Origin of the sequence: Sporosarcina newyorkensis (assembly GCF_900167515.1) — a bacterium.
Classification (GTDB): Bacteria; Bacillota; Bacilli; order Bacillales_A; family Planococcaceae; genus Sporosarcina; species Sporosarcina newyorkensis.
The window spans coordinates 14,953-32,085 of the sequence record NZ_FUYJ01000011.1 but is presented as its reverse complement, the minus strand read 5'-3'; the positions used below and the strand labels follow the sequence as shown (position 1 = coordinate 32,085).

At 42.5% G+C, this 17,133-nt stretch carries 16 protein-coding genes; 5 read left to right on the top strand and 11 right to left on the bottom strand.

Going from position 1 to position 17,133, the window contains the following annotated elements; translation table 11 throughout:
* Nucleotides 1–4: 4 nt before the first annotated feature.
* From menC to B5D59_RS16645, 4 genes are read right to left on the bottom strand one after another with little or no spacing between them, the layout of a single operon-like run.
* On the bottom strand, nucleotides 5–1,117 hold the full coding sequence (gene menC / locus B5D59_RS16660) for an o-succinylbenzoate synthase (RefSeq protein WP_078818723.1): 1,113 nt from the start codon (nucleotides 1,115–1,117) through the stop codon (nucleotides 5–7).
* Nucleotides 1,107–1,925 carry a GNAT family N-acetyltransferase gene (locus B5D59_RS16655; RefSeq protein WP_078818722.1) on the bottom strand — a complete coding sequence of 273 codons (819 nt, stop codon included), beginning with the start codon at nucleotides 1,923–1,925 and terminating at the stop codon, nucleotides 1,107–1,109. Before B5D59_RS16655 ends, menC begins: the two co-directional genes overlap by 11 nt.
* Entirely contained in the window at nucleotides 1,922–3,070 is a 1,149-nt protein-coding gene (locus tag B5D59_RS16650) for an amidohydrolase (RefSeq protein ID WP_040759995.1), read from the bottom strand. Before B5D59_RS16650 ends, B5D59_RS16655 begins: the two co-directional genes overlap by 4 nt.
* Nucleotides 3,071–3,086: 16 nt before the next feature.
* Nucleotides 3,087–3,935 (bottom strand): MurR/RpiR family transcriptional regulator, encoded by an 849-nt coding sequence (locus B5D59_RS16645; protein ID WP_078818721.1) that lies wholly within the window; start codon nucleotides 3,933–3,935, stop codon nucleotides 3,087–3,089.
* A 166-nt stretch (nucleotides 3,936–4,101) separates the two neighbouring features.
* On the opposite strand from B5D59_RS16645, the gene B5D59_RS16640 reads away from it, so the two are divergent.
* From B5D59_RS16640 to B5D59_RS16625, 4 genes are all read left to right on the top strand, one after another.
* Complete coding sequence (locus tag B5D59_RS16640; RefSeq protein ID WP_009499254.1) at nucleotides 4,102–5,724, top strand: ABC transporter substrate-binding protein; 1,623 nt, start codon at nucleotides 4,102–4,104, stop codon at nucleotides 5,722–5,724.
* 344 nt (nucleotides 5,725–6,068) lie between these two features.
* The gene (locus B5D59_RS16635; protein WP_040759993.1) at nucleotides 6,069–7,550 is read left to right on the top strand and encodes a BCCT family transporter; all 1,482 of its coding nucleotides are present in this window, start codon (nucleotides 6,069–6,071) and stop codon (nucleotides 7,548–7,550) included.
* Between the two features lie 106 nt (nucleotides 7,551–7,656).
* Nucleotides 7,657–8,121, top strand: coding sequence for a RidA family protein (locus tag B5D59_RS16630; protein ID WP_040759991.1), 465 nt, complete (start codon nucleotides 7,657–7,659; stop codon nucleotides 8,119–8,121).
* A 168-nt stretch (nucleotides 8,122–8,289) separates the two neighbouring features.
* Nucleotides 8,290–9,846, top strand: coding sequence for an ABC-F family ATP-binding cassette domain-containing protein (locus tag B5D59_RS16625; protein WP_078818720.1), 1,557 nt, complete (start codon nucleotides 8,290–8,292; stop codon nucleotides 9,844–9,846).
* Nucleotides 9,847–10,040: 194 nt separating this feature from the next.
* Here the strand turns inward: B5D59_RS16625 and B5D59_RS16620 are convergent, their stop codons facing one another.
* The 4 genes from B5D59_RS16620 to B5D59_RS16605 all read right to left on the bottom strand — a co-directional run bounded on the left by B5D59_RS16620 (nucleotide 10,041) and on the right by B5D59_RS16605 (nucleotide 13,856).
* Entirely contained in the window at nucleotides 10,041–11,048 is a 1,008-nt protein-coding gene (locus B5D59_RS16620) for a FecCD family ABC transporter permease (protein WP_078818719.1), read from the bottom strand.
* Nucleotides 11,045–12,052: a FecCD family ABC transporter permease gene (locus B5D59_RS16615; RefSeq protein WP_078818768.1), complete on the bottom strand. Its 1,008-nt coding sequence runs from the start codon at nucleotides 12,050–12,052 to the stop codon at nucleotides 11,045–11,047. The genes B5D59_RS16620 and B5D59_RS16615 overlap by 4 nt, the downstream gene beginning before the upstream one ends.
* 74 nt (nucleotides 12,053–12,126) lie before the next feature.
* A complete protein-coding gene (locus tag B5D59_RS16610) occupies nucleotides 12,127–13,059 on the bottom strand; it encodes an iron-hydroxamate ABC transporter substrate-binding protein (protein WP_078818718.1) in 933 nt (310 codons plus the stop codon).
* Nucleotides 13,056–13,856, bottom strand: coding sequence for an ABC transporter ATP-binding protein (locus B5D59_RS16605; RefSeq protein ID WP_009499247.1), 801 nt, complete (start codon nucleotides 13,854–13,856; stop codon nucleotides 13,056–13,058). Before B5D59_RS16605 ends, B5D59_RS16610 begins: the two co-directional genes overlap by 4 nt.
* Nucleotides 13,857–13,977: 121 nt before the next feature.
* Between B5D59_RS16605 and B5D59_RS16600 the strand changes: the two genes are divergently transcribed.
* Nucleotides 13,978–15,024, top strand: coding sequence for an NAD(P)/FAD-dependent oxidoreductase (locus B5D59_RS16600; RefSeq protein WP_009499246.1), 1,047 nt, complete (start codon nucleotides 13,978–13,980; stop codon nucleotides 15,022–15,024).
* Here the strand turns inward: B5D59_RS16600 and B5D59_RS16595 are convergent.
* The 3 genes from B5D59_RS16595 to B5D59_RS16585 form a co-directional block, all read right to left on the bottom strand.
* Nucleotides 14,984–15,781 carry an alpha/beta fold hydrolase gene (locus B5D59_RS16595; RefSeq protein WP_009499245.1) on the bottom strand — a complete coding sequence of 266 codons (798 nt, stop codon included), beginning with the start codon at nucleotides 15,779–15,781 and terminating at the stop codon, nucleotides 14,984–14,986. The genes B5D59_RS16600 and B5D59_RS16595 overlap by 41 nt on opposite strands.
* A 20-nt stretch (nucleotides 15,782–15,801) precedes the next feature.
* Nucleotides 15,802–16,467 (bottom strand): MOSC domain-containing protein, encoded by a 666-nt coding sequence (locus B5D59_RS16590; RefSeq protein WP_040759990.1) that lies wholly within the window; start codon nucleotides 16,465–16,467, stop codon nucleotides 15,802–15,804.
* Between the two features lie 137 nt (nucleotides 16,468–16,604).
* Complete coding sequence (locus B5D59_RS16585) at nucleotides 16,605–17,066, bottom strand: spore coat protein (protein ID WP_040759989.1); 462 nt, start codon at nucleotides 17,064–17,066, stop codon at nucleotides 16,605–16,607.
* Between the last annotated feature and the right edge of the window lie 67 nt (nucleotides 17,067–17,133).

Below are 17,133 nucleotides of genomic sequence, written 5' to 3'. Positions count from 1 at the left end.
TTCCTTAACCCCTGTGAAATACCCGGCTATGCACCATGCACTCTTCTACCTTGTCCCAGTTTAAATCAAATCCAATTCCTGGAGTTGTAGGCACATCAATGAGTCCGTCATTCATGGTGACTTCCGGTAAGATAATATCTTCATCCCAATAATGAGCGGAAGGAGCGGTGTCACCCGGCAGTGTGAAGCCTGGTAAGCTTGTGATCGCGATATTGTGAGCGCGTCCGACACCTGCTTCGAGCATACCACCGCACCAAAGCGGAATATTATGCTGTACACATAAGTCATGGATTTTCTTCGATTCCGTTAATCCACCCACACGTCCAATTTTTAAGTTGATGATCTTCGTACTACCGAGTTCAATCGATTTTCGTACGTCTTCCGCGGAATGAATGCTTTCATCCAGACAGATCGGTGTTTCGATATTGGCCTGCAATTGTGCATGGTCCACAATGTCGCCGTGTGCAAGGGGCTGTTCGATCATTGTCAGACCAAACTCATCAAATTTTCGCAAATGCTCAATATCCGCCAACGTATATGCACAGTTTGCGTCCGCCATTAGCTGGATATCAGGAAATTCTCCGCGAATCGCCTGCAGAATATCCAAGTCTCTTTCCGGCATCACTTTGACTTTGATACGTTTGAAGCCTCTCTCCAAATAGCCTTCTACTTTCTTCAACAATTTTGCTTCCGTTTCTTGGATTCCTACGCTGACACCTACTTCGATTTGCTTTTTCGTGCCACCTAAAGCGGTAGCTAGCGACATATTCTGTTTTTTTGCATATAAGTCCCAAACAGCACCTTCAATTGCCGCCTTCGCGTTATAGTTCCCTCTGAAGTGGTCAAACATCTTCGTAACATCGTCAGGATGCTGAATATCTGACTTCAAAAGTAACGGAATCAAATAATCACTCAGCATATGCCAATTCGTTTGGACCGTTTCTTCATGAAACAGCGGGGAAATCGAAGCAACTGATTCACCGAAGCCGGATTGCCCATCTGCTGATTTCACTTCCACCAAAATAAAGTCTTTGTCCTGCTCCACTCCGACACTCGTCTTGAATGGGTGAAGCAATTTCATTTTCATATACCGCAAAACAACTGTTTTAATCTCCATCATAATTTCCTCTTTTCTCTAAAATATAGACGTAGCCTTCATTGTTTTCGGGATGTTTAAGCAGATCGGTCACGATCCAGCCATTGCTCAAGCAACCTTTAAAGATTTCTCTCGTTTTTTCTCGCCAGATAATTGCTGCTGTCAAATCATGTTGTTTGAGTTCTTGGAAGTTTGCAGGCACTGGAACGATTAATTTCTGATGGTCGGTTTGCCAATTCATATGCTCTGCATGCAAGAAACCATTATCCACACTCGTTTCAACTAGTGAATGTACTTTGTCTAAATCGATAGGCGCAGAATCGGTGGGCTGTTCCCGAATATTCCACTCCACTGTAAAACGATCGGTCGGTATTCCATTGTTCATTCCATCTTCCATTTCTCCGTACGCATTTTCTGTATAATCCACTACTACGGCACGCAGTTTATGTAGATTCAGATTGGCATTGACTGTTTCAAGTGGATCGTATGTCCAAACGATACGATCATACCCTTTTTCGAGTGCCACTTTCTTTTGAGCCACTTTCAATTGTTCACCAATACCCAGTCTGCGGTAATCGGGATGAATGCCTAGACTGTGTGAATAAAGATAGATACTTTTGCCATCGAAACCGGGGAAGCTATATTGAAAACCAATTAGTCGGTCTTCATCAAATGCTCCCAAAATCAGCCCGCCGTTCTTTACGGTAGCGATCGTATGGCTGGTTGGCACGGTGTCTTCCACACTCCAAACGATGGATTCAAGAGCATGAACTTTTTGTAGATCTTCAAGCGAATCGATTGTTCGAATCGTCAGGGTTGGATTTTTCACAGGATATTCTCCTCCAATTCTTGGTCTGCCTTCATAACCAGCTCAATCAGTATTTTCGTTCCATAAACCAAAGCGTCCGTGTTAAATGTCATTTGCGGATGATGTAGTCCTGGCTTTAAATCGCAGCCTAATCCAATCATCGTAGCTGGAATATGAGGTGTTTTCCATGTGTAAAAATGAAAGTCTTCAGCTCCTTGTGAAATACAAGGGCCGGCAACGTTCTCGCGACCCAATACGGAACCAATTGCATGTTGTGCCATTCGAACGGCAACTGAGTTTTCGGTAGCTGCCGGGGAGTAGCCTATTTGTTCGCAAGCAATGTTCGTCTCTGTCAGCTTTGCGGTGCTCTCGATAATATATTGTGCCTTTGCCAGCAAAGCAACCATCGTTTCATTCGCTTCTGCACGTACATCAAGCGTGAAGCGAGCACTTTCTGGGATGGAGTTACTCGTCTCTCCGCCATGCAGTTCCGTCATTTTAATAGAGTACTTTTTATTGCCTTGCAGACGAATTTGTTTTAATGCTTGAATCAATAAACTCGCCGCTTCAATTGGGTTATTACCTTCCTCTGGCCGTGCTGCATGAGCGGGTGTCCCCGTGATGACGCCAGTCAATGTTGCAGATGAACCGTGCAAGATGACAGGGGCCGATTTGCCATAAGGTACTTCCGTGTGTGGTCTTACATGGACACCGCCTAAAAACAAGACATTTTCTAAGACACCCTCCTTCATCATCTGCAATGCTCCTTCAGCTTTTTCTTCAGCAGGCTGGAAGATGAATCGAATAGTATGTTGTAAAGTGGCTTTGCTATTCTGCAGCGCAAGCGCAGCATATAATGCCATTGTGCTATGTCCATCATGGCCGCAAGAATGATTGGCTTTTACAACGCCGTCCACTTCTTGAACCAACGCATCCATATCGGCACGAAGCGCGATAACGCTCTCTTTTTCACCGGGTATTTCTGCAATAAATCCATAGTGATCTGGATAAGTTTTGATTTGCAAGCCGGCAGCTGAAAGTTTGTCCTGTAGATAGCGAGAAGTTTTCTTCTCTTCCCAGCTAGGCTCTGCCAGTGCATGCAACTCTTGATAGGTTTGTAGAAGTTGTTCTTTATGATCTGAAATGAATTGAATTGGGTTGTTCATTGAGTTATCCTCCATTCTATTCTGAAAATAATTGTTGTTCAGCATATAAATGCTCTAGCTGTTGTTGGCGTTTGGCAATGTGTTCGCAGTCACGTATTCGCATACCTGCAAGAAGCATATCCAATAGACTGATGATCGAGGCAATGGAATGAGCATCTGTCACCTCATTTTCCGAACTCGTAAATGTCATATCCGCTAGTTGACCGATAGGGGATAGTGTTCGGTCTGTAATGCCGATTATCTTTGCTCCTTGCTCTTTCGCAATCGTTGCGGCTTGCACGGTATCTTGACGGTAGCGGGGAAATGAGAAAATTACAGCCGCTGAATTTGTAGTCAAGTCACAAATGTCTTCCGTCATAAATCCAGTAGGACTGGATATTACAACATTGCCTCGCATTTGTTTCAGTGCGTAATATAACCAGTAGGCTGCAGCATATGAACTGCCGAAACCGCCAATATATATTCGATCTGAATGAATAAGCGTCTCTGCCATTGCCCAAACGTCATCCACTTTTATCTGCTCGGCCAGGTTCTGTAAAAGGGCTTGCTCTCTTAGAATTACTTGACGAATGAGTTGATTGTCGTTTGTTTGTCCATCTTTTGAAGGCAATACTTCGGAAATGTCTTGTTTAGGTAAAAGCCAATCTTTTCGAAGGGCTTGTTGTAATTCAGAATAACCGCTAAATCCTAATGCATAAGCCAAGCGAATAACTGTCGTTTCACTGACGCCCACTTGCTTTCCGATCTGGAAAGCAGTTAACAATGCAGCTTCTTGGGGTCGTTCTATATAGAAGGCAGCTACTTTCTGTTGACCGGGTGATAAAGAAGAGTAATGTACTTTTATTGTTTCCTGCAATGTTCTCATAAGTCACCTACAATCGTATGAAGTTTATCCTTCCTCTATTAAAACACATTGCATGTAAAACTTCAAAAGTCTGTGAATAAAATTTCTAAGTACATTGACTTTTCAAACCAATTAACTGAGAATAGAAAAAGAACATCTAAGACAGTTACCTGAAGGGGGAAATTTTATGAAGCGATTTTTGTATGCAATGAGCGTAATCTTAGGGTTATTTATTTTAAGCGCTTGTTCGAGTGATAATGAAAAAGAGGCGGATGCTTCAAAAGGGAATGGGAGCTCAAAAGAAGGCGGTACGATGGTCTATGCAAGAGGTGCCGACTCTGTAGGATTAGATCCGATCAATATTACAGACGGAGAATCCATTCGAGTGACTCACGCTATTTTTGAAACTTTATTTGAGTATGATAAAGACTTGCAATTACAGCCTAAATTGGCTGAATCCTATAAAACGAGTGAAGATGGCTTAACATGGACACTTGCACTTAAAAAGGGCGTAACTTTCCATGACGGCACTGATTTTAACGCCGATGCTGTCGTGTTTAATTTTGAACGTTGGATGGATACCGAAAACGAATATCATATCGGAGATTTCCCGTACTATCCATTCTTGTATGGTGGATTTAAAGGAGACGAAGAACATAAAATCGACTATGTGAAGGCTGTGGATGAACATACGGTAGAAATCAAGTTGAAGGAAAAGGTCGCTCCATTTATCAGCTATTTGGCAATCCCGATGTTTGGTATTGCAAGCCCGACAGCTATAGAACAGTACAACGAACGATTTTATGAAAATCCGGTAGGTACGGGACCATTCCAGTTTGATAGCTGGACACGCAATGACAAAATTGTCGTCAAAGCGAATGAGAATTATTATGTGGAAAATCAGCCGCTGCTGGATCAGATTATCTTTACAGTTGTTCCGGACAACTCGGCCCGTTTGAATGTTTTGCTGAGCGGAGAAGCAGATTTCATTGATGGGATGAATCCGGAAGACGCAAAAACCGTAGAAAAAGACGAAAAATTAAAACTCGTCAAACGACCAAGTTTCAATGAAGGCTTTATGGTGATGAATACGCAGAAAGTACCATTTGACGATGTCAAAGTGAGACAAGCGATCAATATGGCGATTGACAAGAAGGCACTTGTTGATGGGTTCTACAGTGGATTTGCAGATGTTGCAAAAAGTCCGGTGCCACCTGCTTTATGGGGGTATAACGATGAAATAGAGGATTATAAATTTGACGTAAAGGCAGCGAAAGCATTGCTTGCAGAAGCTGGCTATCCTGAAGGGTTCGAGACAGAAATCTGGGCGATGAGCAACCCTCGTCCATACCTTCCACAACCAATGAAAACAGCTGAAGCAATCCAAGCTAATTTGGAGGAAATTGGTATCAAAGCAAAAATTGTCACTTATGAGTGGGCAACATATTTGGAAAAGACGGGTGACGGACAGCATCCAATGGCTTTATATGGATGGACTGGTGTTATGGCAGACCCAGACAACTTCCTCTACCCAAATCTGAGCAATACGAATATGGAAACCCCTGCGAACAATTTAGCGTTCTATGATAATGAAGAGTTCCAAGAATTAATTGAACAGGCACGTGTCACATTCGACCAAGATGAACGGGTCGAATTGTATAAGAAAGCACAGGAACGATTCCACTTAGACGCTCCTTGGGTTCCATTGGCGCATACTACACCGCCGATCGCATTTGCTGATTATGTTAAAGGATTTGAGCCGCATCCAATGGAAAACGATAATTATGCTGTAATGTATTTAGACAAATAAGAAGAAGTCGGCAAGAGATGACAGTCCAATCTCTTGCCGGCTTTTTTATTGAATAACACTTCGTACTATAAATAAAGACAACTAGAAAAGACTTCCAAGTATCAAAGACCTAAGGCTAACCAATTGGTCAATATTTGGGGAATAACCGGGAAATTCCTTTTAAACTACTGTGTAAGAAGTTTTCATTTTAAATTTCAGAAAAACACAATATAGACCGCCATGCAAGGGTTTAGGGCTCCTCACGTACTAATAAAATAAAAAACTTCCACATATTCATTTGATTTCTTAATTAATTGAGAGTATAGTGTACAACTGCTATGCAAACTATGTTAATTGGGGGAACCATGAAGAAAATTTCAAATGTCTTTTACATTACAATAGGATTGATCATCTTGGCTGTTGGCTATGGTGTAATTGATCCAGAACATTTTGAGCAGATCACAAACTCCGGCAAAGCATTTGTAGCATCATCGTTTGGTTGGTATTACATGTTGCTCATGACTGCACTCTTGTTACTCAGTATTTTTATGATATTCAGCCCTTATGGAAAGATTCGTTTAGGAAAAGATTCGGATCGACCGCAATTCTCTACAATTACATGGATTGCAATGCTTTTCTCTGCAGGCATGGGAATTGGTTTGGTTTTCTACGGTGCTGCAGAACCTATATCCCACTACGCTGTTCCGGCTACTGAAGATCCTTTCACAGCTGCCGCATTTAAAGAATCGATGCGAAAAACATTTTTACATTATGGTCTTCACATCTGGGCATTGTATGGAATGGTAGCATTGGCTTTAGCATATTCTCAGTTTCGAAAAGGTGAACCTGGTTTAATTTCAGCAACACTGAAGCCGATTTTTGGAGCGAAGATGAAAGGTCCTTGGGGGACAGTAATTGATGTTCTTGCTGTTTTTGCAACAGCTTTTGGCGTAGCAACCTCCCTCGGCTTTGGCGCAGTTCAAATTAATGCAGGTTTGAATTATTTATTCGGATTCTCGATCGGTATACAGTCTCAATTTATCATTGTAACTGTCGTGACGTTTTTGTTTATCGGCTCCGCGTGGTCAGGGTTAAATAAAGGAATACGATATCTATCCAACACGAATTTGATATTAGCTGTCGCGCTTTTAGGGTTTATTTTAATCTTAGGACCGACATTGTTGATCTTGAATATGTTCACAGATTCAGTTGGGGGCTATTTTACTCATCTCATCGAAATGAGTATGGGAACAGCTCCGTTGAATGGAGAAAATCGAGGGTGGCTTGACGGTTGGACAATTTTCTACTGGGCTTGGTGGATTTCTTGGTCTCCATTCGTCAGTATGTTCATTGCGCGTGTCTCAAAAGGACGCACAATCCGTGAGTTTATGGCGGGTGTGCTACTCGTTCCATCATTCTTCGGTTTTATCTGGTTTGCTGCGTTCGGTTCGACAGCTGTAGATATACAGAATTCAGGCGCAGTGGACTTGGCATCTTTAGATATTGAGATAGTTGTGTTTGAAATGTTTAACGAGCTACCATTGTCGTTCTTGATCTCGTTATTCGCCATTCTTCTTGTGACATCTTTCTTCATCACATCAGCAGATTCTGCTACATATGTGCTCGGAATGCAGTCAACGTATGGCTCATTGACGCCGCCGAATTCTGTGAAGGTCATTTGGGGAATCATTCAATCTGCAATTGCATTGATCTTACTTTCAGTAGGTGGTCTCGCTGCTTTGCAAAATACAATCATTATAGCGGCCTTGCCGTTCTCGTTCATCGTCGTGCTGATGATTTACTCCTTATTCAAATCCTTGAATCAGGAATTGTACAAAATGAAATAATGGAAGGAACATGTGGATGGTCACATGTTCCTTTTTGAATTGATTTTGACGGTTCCTAGGCTACATGATACGATCAATTCAATATTTTAGGATCGGAGGACAAGAGATGAACATCGAAGGAAAACTCAAAGAACTAGGAATTGAATTACCACCAGCTTCACGGCCTATGGCGAACTATCAGATGACTGCCCGTCTGGGAAGTGCACTTTACACATCAGGTGCCGGTTATATGCGTGAAGGAAAAGCAATGATTACAGGAAAACTGGGCGATGATGTTTCAATGGAGCAAGGCTATCAGGCAGCCCGAGAAACGGCTCTTCAGTTAATGAGCAATCTGCGGGCCGAGCTTGGTTCATTGGATAAAATCAAAAGCTTTGTGAAGATCTTAGGCTTTGTTAATTCGACTGATGATTTTATTCGGCAGCCGGAAGTGATCAACGGAGCATCAGATGTTATTGTCGAAGTGTTTGGCGACAAAGGAGAGCATGCTCGCTCAGCGATCGGCGTCAATACGCTTCCGTTTGATATTCCTGTCGAAATTGAGCTTATTGTGGAAGTGGAAGAAGAATAATCGAGCCAGCCTATAATGAGGCTGGTTTTTTGTTTTTAAAGCAATTGGAAGTCGGGGATGGTAAAATAATAGAAACAGCTATGATTAACGCATTACTGTCCAAGTGTTCTTGTTGTACAGTAATTGTTTTTTAGAATATCAATGAATAAAAAGGAATAGGTGTACATCATGAGTTTATTAACAGTGAAAAATATTAGTCATGGATTTGGAGATCGGGCGATTTTCGATGACGTGTCGTTTCGTTTGTTGGCAGGGGAACATATCGGATTGATAGGTGCGAACGGAGAAGGGAAATCTACGTTCATGAATATCATCACGCACAAGCTGGAGCCAGATGCAGGGACAGTGAATTGGTCGAAACGTGTACGGATTGGATATTTGGATCAACATGCCGTTTTGAAACAAGGAATGTCGATTCGCGATGTATTGCGTACGGCATTTCAGTATTTATACGATATGGAAACTGAAATGAATGAACTGTTTGCTAAGATGGGTGAAGTAGAGCCGGATGAATTGGAAAGCCTTTTGGAAGAGACGGGACAGATTCAGGACACATTGGAGCAAAGTGGATTTTATATGATCGATGCGAAAGTGGAAGAAGTGGCGAACGGTCTTGGTTTGAATGAATTCGGTCTGGATCGGGACGTACACGACTTAAGTGGTGGACAACGGACCAAAGTATTGCTAGCGAAGCTTTTGCTTGAGAAGCCGGATATTTTGCTGTTGGATGAGCCAACGAACTACTTGGACGTAGAACATATTGAGTGGCTACGTACCTACTTACAGGAATACCCTGGTGCATTTATTTTGATTTCGCACGATATTCCATTTTTGAACAATGTCATCAATTTAATTTATCATATGGAAAATCAGAAAATTAATCGCTACCCAGGCGATTATAACGAGTTTTTGCGCGTGCATGAGATGAAACAACAGCAAGTGGAAGCTGCGTATAAGAAGCAACAGAAAGAAATCGCCAATTTGAAAGATTTCGTTGCACGTAATAAAGCAAATGCTGCGACAAGCCGAATGGCGATGTCCCGTCAGAAGAAGCTGGATAAAATGGATGTAATTGAACTGGACTCTGAAAAGCCGAAGCCGCATTTTGATTTCAAAACGGCACGGACGCCAGGTAAGTATTTATTCGAAACGACTGGACTCGTAATTGGTTATGACGAGCCCCTTTCAAAACCACTCGACCTGACGATGGAACGAGGACAAAAAATTGCATTGGCAGGAGCGAACGGTATTGGGAAAACAACACTTTTGAAAAGTATTCTCGGTGAAATTCCGGCTTTGCAAGGAAAAGTAGAGCAGGGAGAACATTTATCCATTGGTTATTTTGAACAGGAAATGAAAGCTGAGACAGATAATACATGTCTGGAAGAAATTTGGAGTGAGTTTCCGCACTTTGCACAATATGAAGTACGTGCTGCTTTAGCACGTGTCGGATTGACGACGAAGCATATCGAGAGCAAAGTGAAAGTGTTAAGTGGAGGGGAACGTGCGAAAGTACGACTATGTAAGCTGGTAAATCAGGAGACAAATTTATTGGTACTGGATGAGCCGACCAATCACTTGGATGCTGATGCAAAAGAAGAGTTGAAGCGTGCATTGAAAGAATATAAGGGCAGTATCTTACTCATCTCACATGAACCCGATTTTTATGAAGATGTTGTTTCAACCGTGTGGAATGGCGAAACATGGACGACAAAATTTTTTTAATTGACAAAATCCTACAATGTTCCACGTGAAACGTTAAAAAATCCAGCCGTTTACTTGGTTGGGTTTTTTACTTACTATTTACTTACTCAATTTTAAACAAGAGTTATTTAGTTAGATAAGAATGAGACAGATGAGGATTTAAAAGCCAGAACGATATATCCTTTAAAGGATGTGTCGTTCTGGCGTTTTTTAATTCATTTTTTCAATAGCAAGTAACAAAAGTACGGGGCTCCTATCAATGAGACGATGATGCCTGCGGGAATTCCATCTGGTTCTAAAATATTCCGTCCCAACGTATCCGCTAGCAACAATAGAAAGCTACCGATCAGAATGGCAATAGGTAAATTCAATCGATGGCGCGGGCCAACTAAGGACTTTGCAATATGTGGCGCCATTAAACCAATAAATGCAATTCCGCCTGTAACAGATACAGCAGAAGCAGCTAATGCAACTGCTGTAAGTAACAAAATCAACCGTTCTCGTTCAACTGAAACACCAACCCCTGTAGATATAGATTCATTCAGACCTAATAAATCCAATCGATATGCTTTATAGAGAGCGAAAGGTATCAATATCAGCAGCCAAGGCAGAAGAGCCCAAATATACGGCCAATCAGTGCCCCAAATATTACCTGCAATCCACCTGGAAATGAAATCAACCTTTTCCCGTTTAGCAGAGGAGGTGATCACAACCATGATTCCAGAAAGTGCCATGGAAAACCCAATTCCGACAAGTACAAGCCGCATAGGCTGCAGTCCGGATTTACGGCTGTATGCAAATAGATAAATGAGAACGGACGTCACAATAGCACCTGCAAATCCTGCCAGCGGTAAGAAAAATGAGAATGATCCTGCTTCGATCGGGAAAAATAGGAAGAATATTGCAATCGCCACGCCAGCGCCTGAATTAATTCCGATAATTCCAGGATCGGCTAAATCATTTCGTGTAATTCCTTGTAAAATAGCACCGGACAGGGCGAGTGCGGCACCGGCTAGAAGGGTGATGATGATTCGCGGAAGACGGATCGAAAACAGTACGAATTCTTCTTTGAATGTTCCTTGACCAAGTAAAGTAGGGATTATTCGATTCCATTCGATAGATGCATAGCCAAGTCCCATCGCAACTGTGGTCAGCAGCAATATTAAAACAGTTAAGCAGCCGGCTAAGAGACGCTGCTTTTTTCTTGTAGCGGGAAGAATCATGAGAATGCACGGCCTCCTTTACGGACAATCACTAAAAAGAAAGGTAGACCAATTATAGCAATCAAAGCGGCTACAGGTGTTTCAAAAGGTGCCTGCAAGGTTCTGCCGAGTATATCAGCGAGCAACATAAAGCTTCCGCCTATTACTACGGATACAGGGATGATGAATCGATAATCCGTTCCGACGATTGCACGTACAATATGCGGAATCATGAGTCCTACAAACGCCAGATTGCCGACTAATGCCACTGCGGCTCCGGCCAATAGAATAATGATTAGGAATAGAATGACTTTCACTTTGAAGGTATTTTGTCCAAGTCCAATTGCAACCTCTTCATTTAAGCTCAATAAAGTCAGCTGGCGGGACAGCAAAATTGCGATGAAAATCCCAGCGAGAATGACAGGCACGATCACCTGCAGCTGTCCCCATGCAGTGCCGATCAATCCGCCTGCAGTCCACATGGAAACATCTTTGGAAATCTTAAAATACAGACCAACCCCTTCTGCAATTGCAAATAAGAAGGTGGACACTGCAGCTCCGGCCAGAACCAATCGAATAGGCGCGAATCCTCCACGTTTGGCAGAGGCGATACCGAAAACGAGAAGAGCGCCGACAGCAGATCCTATGAAGCAAGCAATCATAATTCCAAAATAATTAACGGCAGGCACCAATGCAAGAGTAATAGCCAGAGCGGCATTGGCCCCGGCAGTCAGTCCGAGTAGTCCAGGATCTGCCAGCGGATTTCTTGTCATGCCTTGCATGATGGCCCCTGAGACCGCTAACGCGGCGCCGACAGCCAGTGCACCGATTTCGCGAGGCATACGGATTTCCTTTAGGATCAGAGCGCTTTGTTGTTTGCTGCCTGTGAATGACAGCCAGACATCCCTCCAGGAAGTGTGGGCTGCTCCAAGCTTCATAGCCAGCAGAAATACAATCAATAAAAGCAGTATACTCGCCAGCAACTTGATTCTAAAAGGAGTAGTTTTTCTTTTCTGTTCTTTCATTTGGACCGTTCCTGCCTTTCCGTTCATTAAAAAAGGAGCCCGCTTCTGTGGTAGAGGGGCTCTCTGTTCGATTATTAGTTAGTGCCCAAAAAATGCTTTGTAAAGAATTCTAGTTGATATTCCAATGTCAGCGGATCGTTGAAATAAAATTCCTCTCCATTGGCTTCAAACACTTGATTGTTCTTCACTGCCGGGATATTTTTATAGGTATCTGTTTCCATGAAGGAATTATCCGCTGCATCAAAGGAACTTAAGATCATGTAGTCTCCTGCAAATTCAGGCAACACTTCAGTGGAAAGTGCGTAATAGCCTGGTTCCATTGCCATTTCTTTTACTTTCTCGGGCATAGCAAGTTTCATTTCTTGATAAAGGATTTCTGTACCGCGCCCCCAACTGTCGCCATAAACATATAATTGTTTGTCAAAGTTTTCGATAACAGAAACGGTAGAATCTTCACCGATTTTTTCTTTAATCTTTTTACCTGTATCTTGTGCACGCTGTTTAAAGTCTTCCACCCACTTTGTCGCTTCTTCCTCTTTGTTGAGAAGTTTTCCAATTTCAATATGTTGTGTCAGATAATCTACTTTGCCGTATGTATAGGTCACAGTAGGAGCAATTTCTTTCAATTTATCAATATTTTTAGTGGTAGAAAATCCAATAATTAAATCGGGTTCAAGCTCAATGATTTTCTCGATGTTTTCTTCGGATACTTCTTCTACGTCACGTAACGCGGAATCAAAACGGGGATTCGACTTTGACCATGAATCGACGCCGATCAAATTCACGTCAAGTGCCATAACATTACCCGCAAAGCTGGCCAGCACCACGACTTTTTGTGGATCTGCCGGAACTTCCACTGGACCATCTTCAGATTCATATGTGATCGTATCGCTTTTTCCTTCGTCTTCTTTCACTGTGTTTTTATTCGATGATTCATCCTGTTTGTTTCCACAAGCCCCTAACGCAAGTGCGAGAAGCAAAATGGCGGGTAATATAAATTTCTTCATTTTCTATTATCTCCTTTATGTAGATCGTATGTAATGCACAGCGGTTTTCCAGTCCTTGGATCTATGCCGATTTCGGCATCAATTCGAAACACTTGGCGCAATATATCTGGCTGGATGACTTCCTCGCATATCCCGGCACGAATAATCTCTCCATCTTTCATTGCGACAATGAAATCAGCAAAGCGTGCGGCTTGATTCAAGTCGTGAAGCACCATCACAATTGTGCGCTGCTGTTCAATGTTTAACTTCTGAAGCAGTTCTAGCACTTCAAGCTGATGCGCCATATCCAAATAGGTTGTCGGTTCGTCGAGGAAAATGATGTCTGTCTCCTGGGCAAGAGCCATTGCTATCCAAACACGTTGACGCTGACCACCTGATAAGGCATCCACTTGACGATATTTGTATTCACTTGTATTGGTCACTTTTAAAGCCCAATCAATCACTTCTGTATCATGCGTTGTGAGTCGGCCCATCGCATTTTGATAAGGGAATCTTCCATATGAAACCAATTCACCGACCGTTAAACCGCTGGCGGCTTCCTGTGTTTGAGGGAGAATCGCCATTTTCTGTGCTAACTTTTTCGTATTTTGTTTGGCGATATTTCCACCATCCAACACAACTTTTCCTGCTTGATGGGGGATCAATCGGGTAACAGCTTTCAGAAAGGTAGATTTTCCACATCCGTTGGCACCGATAATGGCCGTCACTTTTTGATCTGGTATTTGCACGGATATTCCTTTAACGATCAGACGATCGTCGTAAGAAATTTGCAAATCCTCTGTATATAAACGAACCATTTATAATATTCTCACCTTTCTTACATGAAATTGGTTGATAATGATTCTCATTTTCAGTACAATAAAAACTATAAGTTGAAACGCTGTCTTTGTCAATAATTTTTTTAAGGGAGTAGATATCGTGGAAAGAAAAGATATATTGGATGTAACAATCATTGGTGGGGGACCTGCTGGGTTATATGCGGCTTTCTATAGTGGTCTACGTGAAATGAAGACAAAAATTATTGAGTATCAGCCACAGCTCGGCGGAAAAATTCATGTCTATCCAGAAAAAATGATTTGGGATATAGGGGGAATCACACCAGCGCCGGGAGCCCATGTAATTGAGAAATTGGTAACTCAAGGCCTGACATTTAATCCTGAAGTTGTGCTGAATGAAAAGATTGTGCAAATTGAAAAGTCAGTGGAAGGTCATTTTGTTTTACGAGCTGCTTCTGGGACAATTCATTATAGTAAAACAGTGATCTTAGCTACGGGAACAGGGATTTTAAATCCTCAAAAGATTGAGGTTGAAGGTGCAGAACGGTATGAAGTGACGAACTTGAATTACACAGTAAAGTCTCTGGGGCGTTTCAAAGGAAAAGACGTTCTCATCTCAGGCGGCGGCAATGCGGCTATTGACTGGGCGAACGAATTGCAACCGATTGCGAAGAACGTATTCTTGACCTATCGAAAGGACAATTTGAATGGGCATGAAGCGCAAGTGCGGCAATTGTTAGAGGGAGGAGTGACTTGCTATTTCAATACAAATATCTCGCGTTTTATTGCATCTGATGATCATAGCTCGATTGAGTCAGTGGAGCTGCAGCACAATGAAGACCAAACCATTATTACAGTACCTGTAGATGAAGTAATCATCAATCATGGATATGAGCGAGATACCTCATTGATTGGTGACCAGCAACTCGGGATTCAATTGACGGAACATAAGCAAGTCGCTGGAACTTGCATGAGTGCCACGTCTGTAGACGGAGTCTTTGCAGCAGGCGATGTGCTGAGTCACGATGGGAAGTTGCATTTAATTGCCGGAGCATTCCAAGATGCTGCAAATGCAGTGAACTGTGCAAAGATATATATAGATCCAGAAGCGACTGAACACGGTATGGTTTCTTCTCATAATGAGTTATTTAAGGAGCGGAACCGTGAGTTGGTGAAGCAACTGATCTGACGCGGCTCAGCGAGCGGGTAGTAAGCCAATGCGTCAAAAGACGATTGAAGGCTTCAGGTTGTGCAATTGGAAACCCATGTCCGACATCTGAAATGAGAAGCGACTGGCAGTTGTTGAACTGAGCGAGCCGTGAAACGGATTTTATCACACTTCGCGACTCCTTAGTTCCAGCTGTTGCCAAAATGCGTGTTGTGCTGCTTTCCAAATCTTCGGAAAGCGAAAACGACAGGTTTTCTTGTATCATTTCAATCAACGTGTCAGAACTCATCTGCAAGCTTGTAGTGTAATAGCGTTCAAAAAACTCCCGATCCAAATAGAGTTGTTTCGCTTGTTGCCTGGCAAATTGACGGTTTTGGATGAGTGGATAAGTGAGCTTAATCATTGGCTTGACGAAAGGGACGGCAAATTTCATTGGCGTAAGCAACGCGCTATTGATCATTGCGGAGTGAATAAAGTTCGGTGCAAGACGAATCATTTCCAGTCCAATTTGCGCACCAATGGAAAATCCGACAATGTGTATACGTTTGCTGCCTTGCTTTTCTTCAAGCAGTTCCAACAGTTCTACAGCATTTTGATGTATGGAGAAAGAGGTTTTATCGCTTCTTTCACCATGTCCTTGAAGCGTGGGAACGAGAATATGGTAGTTACTGAATTTCGGAATTTGTTGATCCCACATCCAACCGTCCACGCCGCCTCCGTGGATAAACAGTAGAAGTTCACCATTTGAATCACCAGCCTCTTTATAGTGAAGAGCCATTTTGCCGTCACCCTTTCAATTTACGTAGTTTGAAGTTTCTCTATCCGTTTCACAAGCTTTTCTTTCCAAACATCCGCCAAGGCATCCACTGCTACTATCCGTTTCATTCCATCCAGATCATTCGGTCGATGAAAATAAATTTCATTCGCATAGAGTATAGAGACACCATTCGGGTCGCGTTCCAATAAAGTAATGGATGAGTCATCGCGCACCATTCCTTCCCCCAGCACCCGACATAAATAACCTGTGAATCCAGTGTCCACGATCTTCTTCATGAGAGTAGGCAAGCCGGTTCGTTTATTGATCGTACTGCAAGGAACCCGGCCTTGTGTTACTTGTAGCACGGCTTCTCCTACCCGAAAAGTATCTCCAATATACACTTCATTTTCGAGCATGCCTGAGATAGTCAAATTTTCCCCAAAAGTAGAAGAGGGTAGAGTACAGTTGTATTCATTTTCCCAATGCGGATAATGCTCAGCAGGATAGATACAAACTGCACGATCCGGTCCTCCGTGATGTTTGGTATCTGCAATGCCATCCCCCCGAAAACCATCTATAGAAAGAAATGCCTCTCTAGAAGGCTGTTTGCAAATTGCACTGATGTAATCTTGTCCTTTAGAAGTCTGTAATTTTTTCGGGAGGCCGATGGATAAAGTAATCAGTTTCCGTGTACTCGGTTCAATCATGATATCACTCTTTTCTCTTATGTATAACTTATATCCTACCATACAAATAGTAGGGCATTTATATTATTCAGATATTTAATTATGATATTAAATTTCAATAATAAAAAATGGGCTATCGGTTAGATAGCCCACCAGTCTTATAGAATATCCAGTTGTACGATTAACGCTAAGAGAATTTGTAGCAATAGCTGCAAAGAAATCGCTACGTCAGTGTCTACTGTTGTGACTTCAATATTACGGCTATTTTCAATGATGAGTTTTTGGCGGTTCGTCTGTCGAATCTGAGCTCTCTCCAATAATTCTGCTGTCACTTTCTCTGCACGTGTACCGTCTGCAATTGAGATATTTACAACAAATGCAATGGCTACTTGTAGTGCAGCTTGTAAGGATACTGCGACCTGTGTGTCCGTCGTACTAACCATGACATCGCAAGAATCTCGAATGACGATGACCTCGTTGGAAAACTGGTCAATGTCAGAAATTACATCTGCGTCGGCTCCTGTATTGTTTGAGTCATTGGAACAAGGGGCGCAAGGGTGTTTTGAAGACGTGTCTAATGCAGACCATCTTTCTTCTTCGTGTTCGTAGTGGTGGCTCATGGGTTCATCCCTCCTCTCTCTCTCTATTACATGCGTTGGAAATCTCTTGAGCTGAACGAAACGTCTA